This window comes from Streptomyces sp. NBC_01717 (assembly GCF_036248255.1).
GTDB lineage: Bacteria > Actinomycetota > Actinomycetes > Streptomycetales > Streptomycetaceae > Streptomyces.
This window is the reverse complement of the sequence record NZ_CP109178.1, coordinates 7,679,931-7,698,902: the sequence shown is the minus strand read 5'-3', so window position 1 is coordinate 7,698,902 and position 18,972 is coordinate 7,679,931. Positions and strand designations below refer to the sequence as shown.

Annotated in this window: 20 protein-coding genes and 1 pseudogene; 8 read left to right on the top strand and 13 right to left on the bottom strand. The window is 70.4% G+C overall.

The features are described 5' to 3' along the window. The first annotated feature begins 38 nt into the window (after positions 1 to 38). The 3 genes from OHB49_RS34855 (at position 39) to OHB49_RS34845 (ending at position 1,869) form a co-directional block, all read left to right on the top strand. Entirely contained in the window at positions 39 to 683 is a 645-nt protein-coding gene (locus OHB49_RS34855; RefSeq protein ID WP_329164874.1) for a TetR/AcrR family transcriptional regulator, read from the top strand. 40 nt (positions 684 to 723) lie between these two features. Continuing rightward, complete coding sequence (locus OHB49_RS34850) at positions 724 to 1,236, top strand: DinB family protein (protein WP_329164873.1); 513 nt, start codon at positions 724 to 726, stop codon at positions 1,234 to 1,236. A gap of 177 nt (positions 1,237 to 1,413) precedes the next feature. Continuing rightward, positions 1,414 to 1,869, top strand: a complete 456-nt coding sequence (locus OHB49_RS34845) for a hypothetical protein (protein ID WP_329164872.1) — start codon at positions 1,414 to 1,416, stop codon at positions 1,867 to 1,869. Here OHB49_RS34845 and OHB49_RS34840 read toward each other — a convergent pair. From OHB49_RS34840 to OHB49_RS34810, 7 genes are all read right to left on the bottom strand, one after another. After that, positions 1,857 to 2,312: a hypothetical protein gene (locus OHB49_RS34840; protein WP_052190127.1), complete on the bottom strand. Its 456-nt coding sequence runs from the start codon at positions 2,310 to 2,312 to the stop codon at positions 1,857 to 1,859. The genes OHB49_RS34845 and OHB49_RS34840 overlap by 13 nt on opposite strands. Positions 2,313 to 2,562: 250 nt before the next feature. Further along, positions 2,563 to 3,246, bottom strand: a complete 684-nt coding sequence (locus OHB49_RS34835) for a uracil-DNA glycosylase (protein ID WP_030979568.1) — start codon at positions 3,244 to 3,246, stop codon at positions 2,563 to 2,565. A 77-nt stretch (positions 3,247 to 3,323) separates the two neighbouring features. Continuing rightward, positions 3,324 to 4,904: an ABC transporter substrate-binding protein gene (locus tag OHB49_RS34830; protein ID WP_030979567.1), complete on the bottom strand. Its 1,581-nt coding sequence runs from the start codon at positions 4,902 to 4,904 to the stop codon at positions 3,324 to 3,326. A 118-nt stretch (positions 4,905 to 5,022) separates the two neighbouring features. After that, positions 5,023 to 5,778, bottom strand: a complete 756-nt coding sequence (locus OHB49_RS34825; RefSeq protein WP_030979566.1) for an SDR family oxidoreductase — start codon at positions 5,776 to 5,778, stop codon at positions 5,023 to 5,025. A 20-nt stretch (positions 5,779 to 5,798) separates the two neighbouring features. Beyond that, on the bottom strand, positions 5,799 to 6,560 hold the full coding sequence (gene fabG / locus OHB49_RS34820) for a 3-oxoacyl-ACP reductase FabG (RefSeq protein ID WP_030979565.1): 762 nt from the start codon (positions 6,558 to 6,560) through the stop codon (positions 5,799 to 5,801). A 202-nt stretch (positions 6,561 to 6,762) separates the two neighbouring features. Further along, a complete protein-coding gene (locus tag OHB49_RS34815) occupies positions 6,763 to 7,146 on the bottom strand; it encodes a DUF3037 domain-containing protein (RefSeq protein ID WP_329164871.1) in 384 nt (127 codons plus the stop codon). Next, positions 7,143 to 8,057, bottom strand: coding sequence for a HipA family kinase (locus OHB49_RS34810; protein ID WP_329164870.1), 915 nt, complete (start codon positions 8,055 to 8,057; stop codon positions 7,143 to 7,145). The genes OHB49_RS34815 and OHB49_RS34810 overlap by 4 nt, the downstream gene beginning before the upstream one ends. A 365-nt stretch (positions 8,058 to 8,422) precedes the next feature. Between OHB49_RS34810 and OHB49_RS34805 the strand changes: the two genes are divergently transcribed. Then, on the top strand, positions 8,423 to 10,576 hold the full coding sequence (locus tag OHB49_RS34805) for a prolyl oligopeptidase family serine peptidase (RefSeq protein WP_329164869.1): 2,154 nt from the start codon (positions 8,423 to 8,425) through the stop codon (positions 10,574 to 10,576). A 65-nt stretch (positions 10,577 to 10,641) separates the two neighbouring features. Beyond that, complete coding sequence (locus tag OHB49_RS34800; RefSeq protein ID WP_030979560.1) at positions 10,642 to 11,112, top strand: Rieske (2Fe-2S) protein; 471 nt, start codon at positions 10,642 to 10,644, stop codon at positions 11,110 to 11,112. Here the strand turns inward: OHB49_RS34800 and OHB49_RS34795 are convergent. Continuing rightward, positions 11,096 to 11,749: a cysteine hydrolase gene (locus OHB49_RS34795; protein WP_329164867.1), complete on the bottom strand. Its 654-nt coding sequence runs from the start codon at positions 11,747 to 11,749 to the stop codon at positions 11,096 to 11,098. The genes OHB49_RS34800 and OHB49_RS34795 overlap by 17 nt on opposite strands. Positions 11,750 to 11,885: 136 nt before the next feature. On the opposite strand from OHB49_RS34795, the gene OHB49_RS34790 reads away from it, so the two are divergent. Beyond that, the gene (locus tag OHB49_RS34790; RefSeq protein ID WP_030921651.1) at positions 11,886 to 12,356 is read left to right on the top strand and encodes a pyridoxamine 5'-phosphate oxidase family protein; all 471 of its coding nucleotides are present in this window, start codon (positions 11,886 to 11,888) and stop codon (positions 12,354 to 12,356) included. A 60-nt stretch (positions 12,357 to 12,416) separates the two neighbouring features. Here the strand turns inward: OHB49_RS34790 and OHB49_RS34785 are convergent, their stop codons facing one another. Continuing rightward, positions 12,417 to 13,346, bottom strand: a complete 930-nt coding sequence (locus tag OHB49_RS34785; protein ID WP_030979553.1) for a LysR family transcriptional regulator — start codon at positions 13,344 to 13,346, stop codon at positions 12,417 to 12,419. Between the two features lie 74 nt (positions 13,347 to 13,420). Between OHB49_RS34785 and OHB49_RS34780 the strand changes: the two genes are divergently transcribed. Continuing rightward, complete coding sequence (locus OHB49_RS34780; RefSeq protein WP_443079590.1) at positions 13,421 to 14,434, top strand: DMT family transporter; 1,014 nt, start codon at positions 13,421 to 13,423, stop codon at positions 14,432 to 14,434. 188 nt (positions 14,435 to 14,622) lie between these two features. On the opposite strand, the pseudogene OHB49_RS45910 reads toward OHB49_RS34780, so the two are convergent. Then, positions 14,623 to 14,904: pseudogene (locus OHB49_RS45910) on the bottom strand (aminotransferase class I/II-fold pyridoxal phosphate-dependent enzyme); the annotation flags it as partial. A 340-nt stretch (positions 14,905 to 15,244) separates the two neighbouring features. Between OHB49_RS45910 and OHB49_RS34770 the strand changes: the two are divergent. Further along, positions 15,245 to 15,940, top strand: a complete 696-nt coding sequence (locus OHB49_RS34770) for a pyridoxamine 5'-phosphate oxidase family protein (RefSeq protein WP_329164864.1) — start codon at positions 15,245 to 15,247, stop codon at positions 15,938 to 15,940. A gap of 103 nt (positions 15,941 to 16,043) precedes the next feature. On the opposite strand, the gene OHB49_RS34765 is transcribed toward OHB49_RS34770, so the two are convergent. From OHB49_RS34765 to OHB49_RS34755, 3 genes are all read right to left on the bottom strand, one after another. Then, positions 16,044 to 17,000 carry a DMT family transporter gene (locus OHB49_RS34765; protein ID WP_329164863.1) on the bottom strand — a complete coding sequence of 319 codons (957 nt, stop codon included), beginning with the start codon at positions 16,998 to 17,000 and terminating at the stop codon, positions 16,044 to 16,046. 159 nt (positions 17,001 to 17,159) lie between these two features. Then, positions 17,160 to 18,212, bottom strand: coding sequence for an EamA family transporter (locus OHB49_RS34760; protein ID WP_329164862.1), 1,053 nt, complete (start codon positions 18,210 to 18,212; stop codon positions 17,160 to 17,162). An 81-nt stretch (positions 18,213 to 18,293) separates the two neighbouring features. Continuing rightward, entirely contained in the window at positions 18,294 to 18,824 is a 531-nt protein-coding gene (locus tag OHB49_RS34755; RefSeq protein WP_329164861.1) for a Clp protease N-terminal domain-containing protein, read from the bottom strand. Between the last annotated feature and the right edge of the window lie 148 nt (positions 18,825 to 18,972).

The following is an 18,972-nucleotide window of genomic DNA, read 5'->3' as shown; positions in this document are numbered from 1 at the left end:
CCGTACTACAGGTGTAGTCGCGACGGTAGGTTGGCTCCATGGCCACAAGCACCACGCGCGCCCCCGGCAACTCCCGGACCGAGCTGATCACCGATGCCGCCCTGGCGCTGCTCGCCGAGCGCGGAATGCGGGGGCTCACCCATCGCGCCGTCGACGAGCGCGCCGGGCTCCCCCAGGGCTCGACGTCCAACTACGCCCGCACCCGGCAGGCCCTGCTGGAGGCGACGGTGCGGCGACTGGCGGAGCGCGAGGCGCAGGTGCTCGCCCCGGGCGAACTCCCGATGCCGGGCGGCGAGCCGGAGGGCCGGAGGCAGGGGGAAGCCACCGATGGCCCGGACGCACTGGTCGCCGGTCTCGCACTGGCGCTGCACCGGTATCTGACCTGCCACCCCGAGTTGCTGATCTGCCGGTACGAACTCGCCCTGGAAGCCACCCGGCGGCCGGAGCTGCGGGAGTTCTTCGACGCGACGGGCCGCCAGTTCCGCGAACCCCTGGTGGCGCTGATGACGGCGGCCGGTTCGGCCGAACCGGAGCGGCATGCTCTGTCCCTGGTGGCCTGGTGCGAAGGGCTGATGTTCTCCTGCGCCGCGGGGTCGTACCACCGCTCCGTACCGACCGCGGCAGAGCTGCGCACCGGCTTCACCGAGCTGTTGCGCGGAATGCTGGGGTCCCGCCGGCAATAACACCTGGCCCGAACATGATCACCGGTAAAGAATGGCCGGCATGACGACGCGCGAACGCTCCGAACCCGCCATCAACGCCGCCGAACGCCCGATGCTCGAGGGGTGGCTCGACTATCACCGCGACACCCTTGCGCTGAAGTGTGCGGGCCTCACCGACGCCCAGCTGCGCGAGGCCTCCGTGCCGCCGTCGGAGCTCAGCCTGCTCGGGCTCGTACGGCACATGGCGGAGGTGGAACGCGGCTGGTTCCGCGAGGTCCTTGCCGGTGAGGACGTGAAGCCGATCTACGGGACCGACGAGGACCCGGACGGCGAATTCCATCTCACCGAGGCGGACACCTGGGAGCAGGACGCGGCGATCTGGCAGGCGGAGATCGCGCGGGCCCGGGAGATCACCGCGAACGTCGGCCTCGACGACCTGTCGGTCGGCCTGAGCCGCAAGGGTGAGCAGTTCAATCTGCGGTGGATCTACACCCACATGATCGAGGAGTACGCGCGGCACAACGGCCACGCCGATCTGGTCCGGGAGAAGATCGACGGCTCGACCGGCGACTGATCCGGCCCAGGACCCGCCCCGGAGCCGACGGGGAGCCGACCCGGCCCGGCCCGCGCCTGTCCCTCGCCCGGGGAGCAGCAAGCGGCCGGGCGTTGCGCCGACCGGGGGTCACTCGTGCGGGCCAATCATGACTTCCCCGCTCCCGCGATGTGCTGCCCGCACAGCAGAGTTGCCCAGGTGCAACGAACCAGAATCGCCGTGCAGCTCCTGGTCGGGGTGGCAGTCACTGCCGTGTCCGGCTGCGTGTCCGTGGAGCCCCAGCCGGGCCTTGCGCCCCGGCCTCAGACCAGCAGGCCCGTCCAGGACCTGGCCCCCCAGATCGTCCGGCCACCGGTCCGGGACACGCTGGAGGCTCTGCCGGACCCGAAGCCCTCCGAGGCGGCGTCCGGCCCGGCCGCCGGGGCCCCCTCGGAGACCCGCCGCAGCGCGCCGCGCACTCCGCAGCAAAGGCGGCATCCGGGCGTGACCGTGCCATGGCCGGCCCGCGCCCCGCGCCCGGTGCCCGCACCGGTCCCTCCCCTGCCACCCTCGCCCGCCACCGGTACGGACGTCTGCGCCCTCGGGCGGGGATACGGCGGCTGGCCGACGGGCAGCCCCCAGTCCCGGATCTGCGACGACGCCTACGGCCACTGATCCCACAGCCGCCGCTCCAGCCGCCCGATCGCCGCTCGGACCCCACCCCCGTACCCGTCGTCCATCCCGTCGTCCGCGAGCACGTCGGAGGCCTTCCGGGCCCGGTTCAGATGGATCCAGGCAGCTTCCGGGCGCTGGAGCTTCACATAGTCCGCCGCGAGGCTGAGATGGAGCGCGGGATAGAAGGCCCGGACCGCGAGCGCGTCCCGGTGCTCCGCCGCCCGCTCGTCGGTCAGCCCCTCTGCGGCAGTCAACGCCCTCAGGTCCCAGGCCAGTTCATCACCGGGATCGTCCTGGGTGTCCGCCATGTAGTGCGCGAGGGTGCAGCGGTGAAGGGCGTCGCCGTCCTCGCCGATCTCCGACCAGAGTGCGCCGAATCGGTTCCGGGCCTCTTCCCGGTCGCCACCGTGCAGCAGCATGATCGCCTGGCCGATCCTGGTCATGACGGCGTCCCTCGACGCCTCCTGCTGCTGCTCCGTCACCGCGGTCTCCCTCGCGCCTGCCCAGCCGATCCCGGTCGGATCCGACCGCACCGGCCGCCGCGTCGCGTCCGGTCGCTGCATAGCGTCCGGTCGCTGCGTCACGCCCGATAAAGTCCGTTCGAATCCGGTCGGCTCGACGCTAGCCGCTGATGCGGGCAAACCAGCTCAGGCTCGGGCAAAGCGCCCGCGCCTGTCGGGCAGGTGCCTGCGGTCAGCCCAGGTCGGGGATGCGCCAGTCGATGGGGTGGTGCCCCTGTGCCGCAACGGCGTCGTTGATCTGCGTGAACGGACGGGAGCCGAAGAACTTCTTCGCGGACAGCGGCGACGGGTGCGCGCCCTTGACCACCACATGGCGCTCCTCGTCGATCAGCGGGAGCTTTTTCTGCGCGTAGTTGCCCCAGAGGACGAAGACCGCCGGATCGGGCCGCGAGGCCACCGCGCGGATCACCGCGTCCGTGACCTTCTCCCAGCCCTTGCCCTTGTGCGAGTTGGCCTCGCCGGCCCGGACCGTCAGCACGGCGTTGAGCAGCAGGACACCCTGCTCGGCCCACGGCATCAGATACCCGTTGTCCGGGACCGGCAGGCCGAGCTCCTCCTGCATCTCCTTGTAGATGTTCCGCAAGGAGGGCGGCGTCCTGACGCCGGGCCGCACGGAGAAGCACAGCCCGTGCCCCTGCCCCTCGCCGTGGTACGGGTCCTGGCCGAGTACCAGGACCTTCACCTTGTCGTACGGAGTGGCTTCCAGTGCGGCGAAGACCTGCTCACGCGGCGGATAGACCGGCCCCTTGGCCCGCTCCTCCTCGACGAACTCGGTGAGCTCCTTGAAGTACGGCTTCTGCAGCTCTTCGCCGAGGACGCCGCGCCAGGACTCGGGCAGCAGGTCGGTGTCGGTCACTTCAACAACCTCCGGTACGCAAATCGGTTCTTGTCCGAGAACCTACCGGGGGCCACTGACAACCGACCGGGCAAGCCCTACCAGCTGGCCTTGCGGTACAACTCCCACATCTGCATGACCGTCTGCGGGTCCAGGGCGCGCTCGCCGCCGCCGATGTCCTCGCCCGCAGCCACGTACAGCTTGCCCTGCCACAGCGGCAGCAGCCGGACGTCGTCGACCAGGATCTTCTGGGCCCGCTCGAACTGCTTGCTGACCGCGCCCCGGTCGCTCTCCCGGCGGCTCTGCGGCAGCAGATGCTGGGTGATCTCGTCCTTCACGTACGGCATACCGGTGACGGTGTCCTTGCCCACGAAGGGGGCGATGAAGTTGTCCGGGTCCGGGAAGTCCGGGAACCAGCCGCGTCCGAAGACGGGGTAGTCGCCCTTGGTGTAGCCCGCCTGGAACGTCTTCCACGGAGCGCTCTTCAGGGTGATTTTGAACAGCCCGGAGGCCTCCAGCTGCCGCTTCAGCTCATCGAACTCGGGGGCCGTCGAGGAGCCGTACCGGTCGGTGGTGAACCAGAACGTCATCGCGACGGGCTCGGTGATGCCGGCCTTGACGAGGATCTGCTTGGCCTTCTCCTTGTCCGGGTCACCGAAGCTGTCGAAGAAGCTGGTGGTGTGGCCTGCGATGCCCTTGGGCACCATGGAGTACAGCGGTTCGGCAGTGCCCTGGTACACCTTGGCCACCAAGGCGTCCCGGTCCACGAGCTGGGCGATGGCCCGCCGGACGGCCGGGTTCCCGGCTGCCGGGTCCTCGGGGTTGAAGACCAGGAAGCGGATGTCGGCGCCGACGGTCTCGATGAGCTGCAGCTTGCTGTTCTCGTCCTTGTTGTCCTCGAGTCTGACGACCTCCTCGGCGGTGAGGCCGCGGTAGGTGGCGTCGATCTCGTTCTTCTGCAGCGCGCCGACCATGGGGGCGGACCCCTTGAAGTACCGGATGGTCACGGCACTGTTCTTGCGGTTGGCGAAGCCCTTGTAGTCCGGGTTCTTCACCAGCTCGGCCCTGTCCCCCGGCACGTATGAGTCCAGGATGTAGGGGCCGGATCCGGTGACCTTGCCGTCCGTGCGGACCTGGTCCTTCGGATAGTCGCTGGGCGCCACCAGCGACATCGCGGGGGTGGCCAGGACGAAGGGGAAGGTGGCATCCGGCTTGTTGAGGTGGAAGACGACCTTGTCGTCACCCACGGTCTCCACCCGGTCGAGCGAGCCGAGCAGGCCGACAGGGCCGCCCTTGACCTTGATGGTCAGGATCCGGTCGATGGAGTACTTCACGGCCTCGGCGTCGAGCTGGTCCCCGTTGGAGAACTTCAGCCCCTTCTTGATGGTGCAGCGGTAGGCCGTGCTGGTCCGGTCGGTGAAGGTGCAGGACTCCGCGGCGTCGGGCTCGGGGCTCGTACTGCCGGTGGGGAAACTCACCAGGGTCTGGAAGACATTGCGCATCAGCTCCCAGGAGTTGTCCCACGCCGCCGCCGGATCGAGAGTGGAGGGCTCACTCGTGGTACCGACGACTATCTTCTGATCCGCTTCCGAGCCGCTGTCGGACAAGAGACCGCAGCCGGCCAGCAGAGAAAGGGAAGCAAGGGCTGCAGCGGCCTGCAGCCTGGCCCGGTAGAACACGTGCACGCTCCTCGATCAGCCATGGGTCGGCAGACCATACCGCAGCGCCCCGTCGGGTCAATCCCTAGGCCCGACGGGGCACTTGAGGCAATCAGGGCCAAACCGGCTCAGGCTGTGCTCAGCCCACGCCCGCGTTCAGGAAGATACCTCCGTCGACCACCAGCGTCTGTCCCGTGATCCAGTCGGACTGGTTCGACGTGAGGAACGCGGCCGCGCCACCGATGTCCTCGGGGACGCCGAGCCGGCCGAGCGGATAGGCCGCGGCGGCCTCCGCCTCACGGCCCTCGTACAGCGCCATGGCGAACCTGGTCTTCACGACCGCGGGGGCGATGGCGTTGACCCGCACGACCGGTGCGAACTCGTGCGCCAGCTGCAGGGTCAGATTGACCATGGCGGCCTTGCTCATGCCGTACGCGCCGATGAACGGCGAGGCGGAGACACCGGCGACCGAGGCGATATTGACGATCGCCCCGCCGTTCTCCTTCTGCCAGGCCTTCCAGGTCTGCTGGGCGAAGCCGAGCGCCGAGATCACATTGGTCTCGTAGACCTTGCGGGCAACGGCCAGGTCGAGCTCCGCGATCGGGCCGAAGACCGGGTTCGTACCGGCGTTGTTGACCAGGAAGTCGACGCGTCCGAACGCCTCCATGGTGCGTTCGACAGCCGCTGCCTGGTGCGCCTCGTCGTGCGCCTTGCCGGCGATGCCGATGACCCGGTCGGAGCCGAGCTTCTCGACGGCCTCCTTGAGCGCGTCCTCGCCGCGCCCGGTGATGCACACCCGGTCGCCGCGGGCGACGAGCGCCTCGGCGATCCCGTAGCCGATCCCCCGGCTCGCGCCCGTGATCAGCGCGACCTTCCCACTGTCCTGCACAGTCATGATCTCCGTTGCCCTTCGGGTCAGTTGAGCGGTCCGCCGGCGACGTACATGACCTGACCGGAGACGAAGCCTGCCTCCTCGCCCGTGAAGAAGGCGATGGCGTTGGCGATGTCCTCGGGGCGGCCGACGCGCTGCACAGGGATCTGAGTGGCCGCGGCGGCCTGGAACTCCTCGAAGCCCATGCCGACCCGGGCCGCGGTCTGCGCTGTCATCTCGGTGACGATGAAGCCGGGCGCGACAGCGTTGGCGGTGATGCCGAACTTGCCGAGCTCCTTGGCGAGGGTCTTGGTGAAGCCCTGCAGACCGGCCTTGACCGCGGAGTAGTTGGCCTGGCCGCGGTTGCCGAGCGCCGAGGAGGAGGACAGCGAGACGATACGGCCGAACTTGGCGTCCACCATGTACTTCTGGACGGCCTTGGCCATCAGGAACGCGCCCTTGAGGTGCACGTTCATCACGGTGTCCCAGTCGGACTCGCTCATCTTGAAGAGCAGGTTGTCGCGGAGCACGCCCGCGTTGTTGACGAGGATCGTCGGGGCGCCGAGCTCGGCGGCGACACGCGTCACGGCGGCCTCCACCTGGGCACTGTCCGACACGTCGCAGCCGACGGCGAGGGCGGTGCCCCCGGCGGCGGTGATCTTCTCGACGGTGTCCTTGCAGGCCGCCTCGTCGAGGTCGAGTACGGCGACGGCGCGGCCCTCGGCCGCCAGGCGTACCGCGGTGGCGGCGCCAATGCCCCGCGCCGCTCCCGTCACGATGGCGACGCGCTGCTCGGTGGTGGACATGCTTGGTTCTCCTCGCCCTTGGATCGCGGCTCAGCGGACGTCAGGAAGTTCCCGATAACTGAGCAACCGCTTAGTACCTTCAGCAGACGAGACGCTAGAAGCCCTGGCACTCGGTGTCAACGGCCCACGGGGACAGCAGCGCATGTCACACCTGTCGGCGCCGCGGCCCCAGGTGGGCGGGGCGGCGCCGACGGGTGCCGGATCAGCGCACCAGCAGGTCGAGCAGCCGCTCGACCTCGGCCTCCGGATCGGTGGTGAGACCGCTGTGCACCGCACTCGGCTGAACGACCGTGGAGCGCGGGGCGATCAGCCAGCGAAAGCGCCGGCCCGCATCGTCACAGCCCGCCTGGCCGGCCGCGTCGCCACCGTCGCAGACGCCCTCGACGGCCCGCAGCGCCGCCCGCACACCGACCACGTCGGCCTGCGGGTCCAGGGCCTTCAGCTTGTTCTCGTCGAGATGGGTCCGGGCTGCCACGAAGGACTTCGCGCGGCAGTACACCAGCACACCCGCGTTGAAGCACTCGCCGCGCTCGACCCGGGGCACGACGCGCAGCAGCGCGTACTCGAAGACGTCGCGCTCGCTCACCGGCCGCCGTCCTTGCTGCTCTGCGCCGTACCGGCCAGGTCCGAACCGGCCTGCTCGGCCGCAGCCTTCTCGGCCCGATCCTTCTTGGTCGGGTGGGGCCACGGTGCCAGGTGCTCGGTGAGCCACCCCGGCGCCTGGGACGGCTTGGTCTTCGTGGGCGCGTCCATCGAGATCCGCTCATGAATGGTGGCGGCGCGTGCCAGCAGCGGCGCTGCATAGGCGCGGCGCAGCGCGTCGGTCGTATCGAAGCCGGGTTCGTCGACCAGCCACTCGTCGGGCACCTCGGCGGTCACCTCGGCCAGCAGTCGTTCGGTGACGAGCGGGGCGAGCTCGGCGGCGGCGGCCGCGATGTCCGGGCCGAAGGGCGCGAGCACATGGTCGGAGGCGTTGTACGGCTTGGCGGCCGATGCCTGCACACCCGGCCAGTTGTGGTGCCAGATCATCGTGGCGCCGTGGTCGATGAGCCAGACATCGCCGTGCCAGACCAGCATGTTAGGGTTCCGCCACGATCGGTCGACATTGTTGATCAACGCATCGAACCAGACGATCTTCCCGGCCTCTGCCGGGTCCACCTGGTAGGCGAGCGGATCGAACCCGATCGAACCGGGCAGATAGTCCATACCGAGATTCAGCCCGCCGCTCGCCTTGAGCAGCTCCTGCACCTCCTGATCCGGCTCCGCGAGCCCGATGACCGGGTCGAGCTGGATCGTGACGAGTTCCGGCACCCGCAGTCCCAGCCGTCGGCCGAGCTCCCCGCAGATGACCTCCGCGACGAGGGTCTTGCGGCCCTGTCCTGCGCCGGTGAACTTCATGACGTAGGTGCCGAGATCGTCGGCCTCGACGAGCCCCGGCAGGGATCCGCCTTCCCTCAGGGGTGTGACGTAGCGGGTCGCGGTGACTTCTGTGAGCATTTTCCCAGGCTATCGGGCCCGACATCCGGTCTTCACAAGTAACGGTGCGGACCGAAGCCCCCTTCAGCCAGAACCTGGCACAAGTCGTGGGGAGAACCTGCGGTTCCGGCCCGGACTTCGCCTCTCCTGCTGCCCGGCGGGCCTTCGGCCGGCGCCCTCGGCCGCGCCCCTCGGTGATCACGCAGGACGTGATGGTGGCCCCGCCGCAGGCAGGGGTGACCGTCACCGAGCCCGATCCGCCGACAAGACGGTCGGCCGGTGCCGTCTCCCACGGCACCGAACGTCACACCCATGCCTGAACGGATTTCGCAGCCGATCGAAGCAGCTGCCGAGAGCAGCCGATCACCACCAGGAGGAACACCGTAATGACGATGAACGAAACCGCCGGGACCAACTCCGTCCGTCTGCCGCTGCAGTCCGCCCGCACCAGGCGCTTCTCGCTCGGAGTGCCCCGGCAGTTCACTGTCTCACCCGACGGCGAACGGGTGCTGTTCATAAGGACCACGGGCGGCACCGACCCGGTGAGCCGGTTGTGGCTGTACGAGGACGGCGCGGAGCGGATGCTCGCCGACCCGACGGCCGTGCGGCGCGACGACGGTGACGGGGGCGCGGTGCCTCAGGAGGAGCTGACGCGCCGGGAGCGGGCCCGCGAGATGTCGTCGGGGGTGGTGTCGTACGCGACGGACGCGAACGTCCGGATCGCTTCCTTCGCACTCCGGGGTGAGTTGTGGGTGGTGCGGACGGACGGCACAGCCCCGCGCCGGATCGCCACCGCAGGGCAGGTGGTCGATCCGCGCCCCTCGCCCGACGGCTCCTTGATCGCGTACGTATCCGGGGGTGCGCTGCGGCTCGTACGGAGCGACGGGGCGGACGACCGCTCGGCGGCCACCCCGGAGCAGCCGGAGCATGTCACGTATGGGCTCTCCGACCACGTGTCGGCCGAGTCGCTCGGACGACAGCGCGGCTACTGGTGGTCGCCGTCCGGTGATGCGCTGCTGGTGGCGCGCGTCGACACGTCCATGGTGCAGCGCAGGTACGTCAGTGATCCGGCCGATCCGGAGCGGCCGCCGCGGGTGATCGCATACCCGGCGGCCGGCACGGCGAACGCGGAGGTGTCGCTGCACCTCGTGCGGGTGTCGGGCGAGCGGGTCGCGGTCCGGCTGCCCGCGGCGGCCGGACCGGACCACCCCGGAGGGGCATGGACGGACCCGGCGTTCGAGTACGTCGCGACGGCCGACTGGGACATGCGCGGGCCCATGGTCTCGGTGCAGACGCGCGACCAGCGTTCGGTCTACGTCCTGGCGGTGGATCCGGCCACGGGAGAGACCCTGCCCCTGCACCGCGCCCATGACCGCGCATGGGTCGCACTCAGGACGGGAACGCCGCTGCGCCTTCCATCCGGGGCGCTCGTGGTTCCCGCGCAGCCGGGCGGCGACACCCAGGGGCTGGAAATCGGTGGCCGTACGACACCGCCGGGGTTGGAGGTCCGTGAGGTCCTCGGCGCCATCGGCGAGCGGGTGTTCTTCACGGCGAGCGAGGAGCCGACGGAGATCCATGTCTGGTCGTGCGCGGCCGGGGCGCCCGGGGACGCTCCGCAGCGCCTGACCCGGCTGCCCGGCGTGCACACGGCCGCGGTGGGCGGCCCCACGGTCGTGCTCGACAGCCGGACCCCGGAGGGACAGACGGTGACCGTGCTGCGCGACGGCGCACGCGTGGGACGGATCGCGGTGCTCGCCGAGGCTCCCGTGGTCACCCCGCGGCCTCTCGCGCTGAAGCTCGGGGTGCGGGAGCTCCGCAGCAGCCTGTTTCTGCCGTCGTGGCACCGACCGGGTGACGGCCCGCTGCCCGTGTTGCTCAGCCCCTACGCGGGCCACGGCCTGCAGCTGGTCCTGCCGGTGCGCAGCTGGTGGGCCGCGACCGCCCAGTGGTTCGCCGAGCAGGGGTTCGCGGTGCTGGTGACGGACGGTCGTGGTACTCCGGGGCGGGGTGAGGCCTGGGAGAAGTCGGTGCGGGGCGACCGGCTGACGGCTGTTCTGGAGGATCAGATCGACGCGCTGCACGCGGCGGCGGCACGGTACCCGCAGCTGGACCTCGGGCGGGTGGCGATACGCGGATGGTCGTTCGGCGGTTACCTCGCGGCCGCGGCCGTGCTGCGTCACCCGGAGGTCTTCCATGCGTCCGTCGCGGGTGCGGCGCCGACCGACCGGCGGCTGTACGACACCCATTGGGAGGAACGGTTTCTCGGCCATCCGGATGTGGAGCCGGAGACGTACGAGCGCAATTCCCTGCTCTCCGAGGCGCACCGGCTGACGCGGCCGCTCATGCTGGTGCATGGATGTGCCGATGACAATGTCGCCGTCGCCCACATGCTGCGGTTCTCCGCAGCCCTGCTGGCCGCGGGGCGCCCGCACACCGTGCTGCCGCTCTCCGGAACGAGTCACCGGGTCACGCAGGAGGAGACGGCGAGCAACCTGTTGCTGCTGGAGCAGGACTTCCTCAAGAAGTCCCTGAGCCGTTGAACACGAGGTCCCGGCGGCGCGTACCCCTGGTCGAAGTCATGAACACCGCGGAAGGGAAAGCCAGCATGAGCGCATCGCAGGAGCACGAGGTCCGTCTCGGGCGTCGGACCGTTGTCGCAGGCGTCGGTGCGGTCGGGGTGGCTGCCGTACTCACCGCGTGCGGGAGCTCGAAGGACTCGGGCGGCTCGGGTACCGTCGAGCCGGCCAAGGGTGCGACCGGCGATGGCGATGACAACAGCGACGGCGGGAACGTTCTCGCGAAGACGGCGGACATCCCGGAGGGCGGCGGGAAGATCTTCGCCGACCAAGGAGTGGTGGTGACACAGCCGAAGGCCGGGGAGTTCAAGGCGTTCTCGTCGAAGTGCACCCACAGGGGATGCGCGGTGACGAGCATCTCGGACGGCACCATCAACTGCCCCTGTCACGGCAGCAAGTTCGACGCGGCGACGGGCGACGTGTCGGGCGGTCCCGCCACCGAGCCGCTGCCCGCCGCGACGATCACGGTCAAGGGCGACTCGATCATGCTCGCGTCGTAGTCCTTCGGGGGCTCTGCCAGCAGCCCAGCGCCTCCCGCGTGGTGGTGACGGTGGCAACGAGCGCGAGCGTGTTGCGGATCATCGCGGGGGTGTAGTCGGATGGCACCCCCGCGATGGCATCGGACGGCACGACCGCTGTGTAGCCGAGATTCACCGCGTCGAAGACGGCATTGGGGATGGCGACGTTGGCGGAGACCCCGACGACGACGAGGGTGCGGCAGCCGAGATTGCGGAGCAAGGCGTCCACGTCCGTACCGGCGATGGGTGACAGGCCGTGGAGTCGGCGTACGACGATGTCCTCGTCCGCCACCTCGATGGGTGCGGCGATCCTGACCGCCGTGGTACCGGAGTGCTGTTGGACCGGCAGTCGGCCGGCAGCCCGGAAGAGGCGGGCGTTGCTGTTGGCGCCGCGCCCGTCGGGACGTCGTTCGGCGACCGCGTGCAGCACCTGGACTCCGGCCTCGTGGGCGGCGGCCACCAGTCGGGCGACGTTGTGCAGGGCGCCGGAGGTCAGGGCTTCCTCGGCGAGTTCGGGCAGTGCGCTGTCCGGTCCCACGACACCCTGCTGACACTCGACCGTCAGCAGGACGGTGGTGGCAGGATCGAGCTGCTCGGCAAGCTGTTCCTTGGGCGGCACGGCTGCCCCTCTCGGTAATTCGAGGTGACGGACCTCTCCTGACGGACCGGGCGCGCGAGGCTAACGGCCATTGCGCCAGGAGGGAAGAAGCTCCATGATTTCTGACACCTGGTCAGCCAGCCGAAGGAGGCGTCCCATGACCGTCATCCAGCGACGGGGCCGTCGGATCATGATGACGGAGGCAGAACGCGACACCTACCTCGCGGAGCAGCGCACCTGCCGGGTAGCCACCGTCTCCGCGGACGGCCGCCCGCACATCGGCGCACTCTGGTTCGTCTGGGACGGCGCGTCGCTGTGGCTGTACTCGATCACCCGGAGCCTGCGCTCGTCCCAGCTGCGCCACGACCCGAGGATGGCTGTGGTCGTCGACGACGGCGCCGAGTACGGCGAGCTGCGCGGCGTCGAACTGTCCGGCGAGGCGGTCTTCGTCGGCGAGGCCCCGCGCACGGGCGAGGACTGCCCCGAATTGGTGGGGCCGGAGAGGCTGTTCGCGGCGAAGTACTTCGGAATGGACGTCATGCCGCACGACGGACGACACGCGTGGCTGCGGCTGACCCCGCAGACCGTCACGTCGTGGGACTTCCGGAAGCTGGCGGACCTGGGCTGAGGTGCCGGCGCCACCGCTGCCCCCGTCTCCCTGACGTGGGCGGAGTGCCTCCCGCGCGGATCAGTCCCCGCCGTCGCCGTCAACCGGTGCGTCCAGGTCCCGGCCCGCCGCCCGCAACGCCATGACCGCCGCCCTGATCGACGGGCGGCGGTCCGCGTCCGTCCGCCACACGGCGTGCACATGACGCCGCATCTTCTGCCGTACGGGCACGAGCCGTACCCCGTCCGGTACCACCCCCCGGCCCAGCCGGGGCGCCACACAGACGCCCACCCCGGCGGCGATCAGTGCGAGCTGGGTGTGGTGCTCCCCGGCGAGATGGGCGATACGCGGTTCGATGCCCTTCGAACGCAGAGTGAACATCAGCCAGTCATGGCAGAACTCGCCTTCCGGCCAGGAGATCCAGTCGTCGTCGGCGAAGTCCTCCAGATCGACCTCCGCCCGGTCCGCGAGCGGGTGGTCGGCCGGCATCGCTATGTCCGGCGCGTCGTCGAGCAGTTCGGCCATGGTGAGACCGCCGGGCACCGGCAGCCTCTTGTTGCTCCAGTCGAGCACCACCGCCAGGTCGAAATCTCCCCGCAGCACGGCTCGGATTCCGGCCTCGGGTTCCAATTCCGCTGTACGTACCCTCAGTTCGGGGTGGTCCGCGTGCAGTGAGGTGAGCGTCGTGGGGAACAGTCCGCGCGCCGCGGTCGGAAAGGCCGCCAGTCGGACCTCACCCACCACCTCGCCGCGCTGGGCCTCGATGTCGGCCTGGGCCAGTTCCACCTGGGAAAGGATCTTCGCGGCATGGTCGGCGAGCAGCTTTCCCGCGTCGGTGAGCCGGACCCCGCGGCCGTTCTTGGCGAGGAGCTGCTGCCCCACCTCCCGCTCCAGCTTCGCCAGCTGCTGGGAGACCGCTGACGTGGTGACATGCAGGCCGTCGGCCGCGCCACTCACTGAACCGAACCGGGCGAGGGCGTCCAGGGTCCGCAAGCGCTCCAAGTTCAACATGTAAGCAATGCTACGCGACGGCGCTCACAAAGTCTCACTTGTCCTACGCGGTTGAATTCGTCATTGTTACTGTCATGACCGCCGCTGCCGTGACCACCGATCCCGATCCCGTGCCGGGCACTGCCACCGTGCCACCCACCCCGACCCGGACAGCCACCACTGCGGCCTCCGTTCCTGCGGCCACCCGCCGCCCCGCACTGGACTGGCGGATCCGTTTCGGGGCGCTCTCGCTCATCTGGGGCTTCAGCTTTCTCCTGATCAAGGTCGGCACCGAGGGGTATGCCCCGTTCCAGGTCACCCTCGGCCGCCTGCTCTCGGGTACGGCGGTGCTCGCCGTCGCCATGGTGGTGCGCCGCGAGCGGCTGCCGCGAACCGCCCGCACCTGGGGCCATCTCGCCGTCGCGGCGTTCTTCCTCAACGCGCTTCCGTTCTCGCTCTTCGCCTACTCCGAACTGACCATCCCGTCGACGCTGGCGGGCATCTGCAACGCCACCTCGCCGCTGTGGGGCATGGCGCTGTCGCTCGTCGCGCTCTCCGAGGACCGGCCGACCCGTCGCCGCGTGGCCGGCCTCGGTCTCGGCTTCCTCGGCGTGCTGACCGTGCTGGGTGCCTGGCAGGGCTTCTCCGGACTGGACTTCAGCGGTACGGCGATGGCACTCCTCGCCTCCCTCAGCTATCCGATCGGCTGGATCTATGTCCGCCGGACACTGGCGGGCAGCGGCTCGTCCACCCTTGCCCTGACCGGCAGCCAGCTCTTCCTCGGCACGGTGCAGATCGCGCTGGTCACCCCGCTGTTCACGTCGGCGCCCGACGGCTTCCCGCTGCTGCCGACGCTCGCCGTCGTCGCCCTGGGGGCGCTCGGTACGGGACTTGCGGTGCTGCTGCAGTACGGGCTGGTCCAGGAGGTCGGCCCGACGACCGCGCAGATGGTCACGTACTTCATTCCGGTCATCGCCACCGCGGCCGGGGTCGCCGTGCTCGGCGAGCAGCTGAGCTGGAACACCCCGGTCGGCGCGCTGATCGTGCTGGCAGGAGCCGCCCTCACCCAGAGCCGGGCCCGCACACCCAGGCCCACACCACGCCCCTGAGCGCTGTCCCGTAATTCCTGGTCGGTCAGCGCGCGGCGTCAGATGCGGTGCATCGCGGGGCGCAGGGGTGTCCTCGCACTGGGTGCAGTCGGGCGCTCCGACAACACAGCGAGGTACCGTTGCTTTCGCCGTGCGCCTGCCAAGCACCACGGGACAGCCCTTGAGGCCGGCCACCCGTCAGGGCCGCCTCAGCCGTAGCTCATCGACCGGGGCGGTTCCGCCGCCACCGCCACCGCGTCGGCCAGCGGCGCGACGTCGGCCGCGGCGAGCGGTGACACGGTGAGCCGGATCCCCTGCGGCGCGACGACCCGGAACCGCGCGCCGGGCGCCACCGCCCAGCCGGCGTTCAGTAGCCGGGCCACGACTCCGGTCTCGTCACTCACGGGCGCCCACACCTTCATGCCGCTGCGGCCGTGCGCCTCGACGCCACGCTCCATCAGCGCCTGGACGAGCGCGTCGCGTCGAGCCCCTCACGCCCGGGCGACGCTGCCGCCGCGAGCGCCTCGTCCAGCGCCGGGTCCAGGTCCCCAGATCCCGCACGCCGGGCGGCGCCTCGACCCTGAGCGAGCTGCGCACCGTACTGGCGGCGCGCAGGCGCACCCTGCACCCGGCCGTCTCGATCACCCCGCGCTCGCGCAGGGTGCGGTACGCGGCCGCCACCGCATTGGGATTGACCTCCAAGCATGCCGCCAACTCCCGCATGGACGGCAGCACGCTCCACAGTCGCGGCAACTTCCGATGCACGTCGCCCGACGATCCGATACTCTTCTAGCGCAAACAAGATTATGCACTAGTGCAATGGAGTTGGCAATGCCGGACACCGCACCGCCGCACACCACGGGCCCGGAGGCAACAGCCCCGTACGAACCGACCGAGCGGACCGTCCCGACCCGCTCCCGGGAGCGTGCCTCGTACGACCGGGAGCTGGTCCATTCGATACTCGACGAGGCATATCTCTGCCATCTCGGCTTCGTCCGCGACGGCGCGCCGGTCGTCCTGCCGACGCTCTTCGGCCGGATCGGTGAGCGGCTGTACGTACACGGTTCGACCGGCTCCCGGCCGCTCCGGGCGGCCGGCCAGGCGGACCCCGGCCTGCCCGTCTGTCTCACGGTGACGCATGTCGACGGTCTGGTGCTGGCCCGCTCCGCCTTCCACCACTCCATCAACTACCGCTCCGTGGTGGTCCATGGCGTAGCCCGTACGGTCACCGACCCGCAGGAGCGGCGCACCGCGCTCGAAGCGATCGTCGACCATGTCGTTTCGGGCAGGACCGCCGACTCCCGTCCGGCCAACGAGAAGGAGCTCGCCGCGACGGCCGTGATCAGGCTCGATCTCGACGAGGTCTCCGCGAAGGTGCGGACCGGCGGTCCGAACGACGAGCCGGACGATCTCGCGCTGCCGTACTGGGCGGGCGTCGTACCGCTGGCCCACGGCTACCGTGCGCCGCAGCCGTCGGACGATCTCGATCCGGCCATCGCCGTGCCCGACTATCTGACTGTTCTCTGACCGACGTCCGGGAGCGCAGGCCGCCTACGAGGGGCGGGCCCGCGCTCCCGGACGCCCGGACGACCTGACGGCCGATCAGCGGTCCGCGGTCAGGCGGTCGGCGTCAGGCCGGAACGGCCGCCCGGCGGCGGGCGTTCGACGCACTGCGCGTCTCGGCGACGGCGAGCCCCGCCACCGCTGTGAGGAGCAGCAGTGTGCCGACAACCGTGGCCGCGGTGAGCTGCTCACGGAGCACGGCAACGGCGATCACCGCGGCACTCACCGGTTCGAGCAGCATGATCACGGACACGGTCGCGGCCCGCACCACCGCCGCGCCCGCGAAGTAGAGCGCGTAGGCGAGCGCGGTCGGGACGGCTGCCACGTACACCAGCAGCCACACCACCTGGGCGGCGTCCGCGGTGTGCGGCACGAGCCCTTCGGCCGCCGCCATCGGCAGCAGCCCGAGTGCCCCGATCCCGAACGCCCAGGCACTGGTGGCGAGCGCGTCGGAGCCACCGCCGTCGCGGCCGAGCCACCGGGTCAGCAGGGTGATGCCGGCGTAACCGGCAGCGGAGAGCAACGCCAGCGCGACCCCGGCGGGACGGACCGTACCGCCGTCGCCGCCGAGCACCAGCACGGCGAGCCCGGCGAGCGCGCCGACCACTGCGGCGAGTCCGCCGCCGCCCAGCCGCTCCCCCATGGTCAGCCGCGCACCGACCGCGATGAGCACGGGCCCCGCACCCAGCGTGACCACGGTCCCGACCGCGAGGCCGGTCGCCTCCACGGCCGCAAAGTACGCGCTCTGGAACACGGTGAGGCCGACGCCGGTCCCGAGGATGCGCAGCAGCCGGCGCCGCCGTGACTCGGCGGGGGCGGCGGTGCGCCGGGGCCGCAGGACGAGCGCGGCAAGAAGCAGCACCAGGCCGCCTACGCAGCGCCAGAACGACAGGGCGAGAGGGCCGAGATCGCTGACCCGGAAGATCAGCGATGCGGCAGCTCCCGCGGTACCCCAGGCCACTCCGGCAACGATCAGATAGAACAGGCTCCGCCCGACGGGCAGGCCGGCAGCAGGATTTGACACGTGACTTCTCCACAAGAAAGACAGGACGACGGTCGCTCGGCTCCGCACGCGGGCAGCGACGATCCGCTCGGGGACTGCCCGAGCCCGGTCTTCGTCAGGAGTGGCCGCCCGCGCTAGGCGGCAGGCGGCGGAAGTACGGTCAAGTGCATGATCGGCACATTACGTGGCGGCACGCTCGGCGGACAACTTCTCCTCGGCCGCCGTACGGCCCCCACCCCGCGCCGCATCACGGTCCTCATGCTCCCCTTGGCCCTGCGCCTCACCCGGCCCCGATGCCACGGGCCCGGAAGCCGTCTTCGGCGTCGACGACTGGGCGATGAACGCACCGATCAGCACCAAGGAACCGCCGAAGAGCTGGGGCGCGGAGAGATGTTCGCCGAGCAGGACCCAGGCGAGTACGGTCGCGATGACCGCCTCCAGGCAGGCGACGACACCCGCCACCGCCGGGGAGAGCAACCGCACCGAGATCACGCCGGTGACGTAGGCGATCACGGTGGCGAGCAGCACGATCCACACGAGCAGCAGCCACGCGGGCACATCCGTCCCGTTCATGGCCGCGCTGTCGCCGAGCAGGGACCAGTCCATGCCCCAGGGCCGTGCGATCACGGTGAGGACGACCGCGCCGATCAGCAGTCCGTAGGCGATGACGCCCACCGGATGCGGAGGCTCCGCGCCCGCCGCGCTGTCCTGGCTCCCCTGGTCGGAGAGGACGAAGTAGCCGACCTGGCAACACGCGGCGCCGAGGGCGAGCAGCAGGCCGACGGCGTCGAAGCTCAGCCCGGACCACACCTCGACCACACAGGCGAGGCCCCCGACGGCGAGGACCACGCCGACGGCGGCGGCCCGGGTGACCGGACGGCGCTGGACGAACCGGACCCAGCCGAGGACGAGCGCGGGCGCCAGGTACTCGACGAGCAGCGCCACCCCGACGGGGATTCGGGAGATCGCGGCGAAGTAGCAGGCCTGGACGCCCGCGACGGCGAGCAGTCCGAAGCCCAGCAGCAGTACCGGCCGACCGCGTACGAGATCTCGGTGGCGCCAGGCCACGGGCAGCATGACGAGAGCGGCGCCGGCCACCCGTAGCCACACCACATGAAGCGGGTCGAGCCCCGCCTCGATCAGCGGCTTGGCCGCCACCCCGGAACCACCGAATGCGAACGCCGAGGCGAGGGCTAGTCCCAGGCCGGCGCTTCTCCCCTGAGACGCGTGCATCGGGACATCATGACAGCTGCCGTCAGGACCGTCACCATGGTCACCACTGTCATGCGGGTCAAACGGATGGCGCCCCCGACGTCAGCTCTGCCGGGAGGCGTTCGCGATCCGGTCCGCGAGCAGCGCCGCGTCGACACCGGCCCGTTCCAGCACCTCGACGGCCCGGCACTCCTGGTCCGCCGCCAGAGCCGCGAGCAGATCAAGGCCCCCGGCCCGCGGGTCACCGCGCCGTTCCGCCCGCCCGCGCGCACCTTCCATCGCCGAGACGGCCGAGGGCGACCAGCCGTCCACCCCCGGCTCCGTAACCGTGGGCAGCGCACCGGAGTCCTCCACCGCGCCCTGCCAGCGGAGCCCGTAACCGATGGAGCGTTGTACGAGATAGCCGAGCACCTTGGCGAGCTGCGGCCCGCCGGCGAAGGCCGCACGGACCTCCGGGTCCGACTCGATGAGGGAGTGCAGCAGATGGGCCGTGTCGATCTGCCGGTCGCCGTCACGCAGTGCGCGCCTGCGCGCACCTGTCACCACCGAGGCCAGCTCCACAGTGAGGATGGCGTCGAGCTCAGCACGGTTCGATGCGGGCTGCTGAGGGATCCGCGGCGTCCGGTTTTGCACACCTCTCACCCCATCAGTCCGGTGGTGCGCGAGCATCCCCGGAGGGGCCCATTTACGTATCCCACCGAAGTTGGGCACATCAGAGCGGTTCCTCCTCCTTACGGATGAGATCGCGCCATTGACGGATGCGATCCCGGGAGACGGCGCG

Coding starts and splice junctions, on each gene's coding strand:
- OHB49_RS34855 (WP_329164874.1), top strand. CDS start 39: ATGGCCACAAGCACCACGCGCGCCCCCGGCAACTCCCGGACCGAGCTG.
- OHB49_RS34850 (WP_329164873.1), top strand. CDS start 724: ATGACGACGCGCGAACGCTCCGAACCCGCCATCAACGCCGCCGAACGC.
- OHB49_RS34840 (WP_052190127.1), bottom strand. CDS start 2,312: ATGACCAGGATCGGCCAGGCGATCATGCTGCTGCACGGTGGCGACCGG.
- OHB49_RS34825 (WP_030979566.1), bottom strand. CDS start 5,778: ATGACTGTGCAGGACAGTGGGAAGGTCGCGCTGATCACGGGCGCGAGC.
- fabG (WP_030979565.1), bottom strand. CDS start 6,560: ATGTCCACCACCGAGCAGCGCGTCGCCATCGTGACGGGAGCGGCGCGG.
- OHB49_RS34810 (WP_329164870.1), bottom strand. CDS start 8,057: ATGCTCACAGAAGTCACCGCGACCCGCTACGTCACACCCCTGAGGGAA.
- OHB49_RS34805 (WP_329164869.1), top strand. CDS start 8,423: ATGACGATGAACGAAACCGCCGGGACCAACTCCGTCCGTCTGCCGCTG.
- OHB49_RS34800 (WP_030979560.1), top strand. CDS start 10,642: ATGAGCGCATCGCAGGAGCACGAGGTCCGTCTCGGGCGTCGGACCGTT.
- OHB49_RS34790 (WP_030921651.1), top strand. CDS start 11,886: ATGACCGTCATCCAGCGACGGGGCCGTCGGATCATGATGACGGAGGCA.
- OHB49_RS34785 (WP_030979553.1), bottom strand. CDS start 13,346: ATGTTGAACTTGGAGCGCTTGCGGACCCTGGACGCCCTCGCCCGGTTC.
- OHB49_RS34780 (WP_443079590.1), top strand. CDS start 13,421: ATGACCGCCGCTGCCGTGACCACCGATCCCGATCCCGTGCCGGGCACT.
- OHB49_RS34770 (WP_329164864.1), top strand. CDS start 15,245: ATGCCGGACACCGCACCGCCGCACACCACGGGCCCGGAGGCAACAGCC.
- OHB49_RS34760 (WP_329164862.1), bottom strand. CDS start 18,212: ATGCACGCGTCTCAGGGGAGAAGCGCCGGCCTGGGACTAGCCCTCGCC.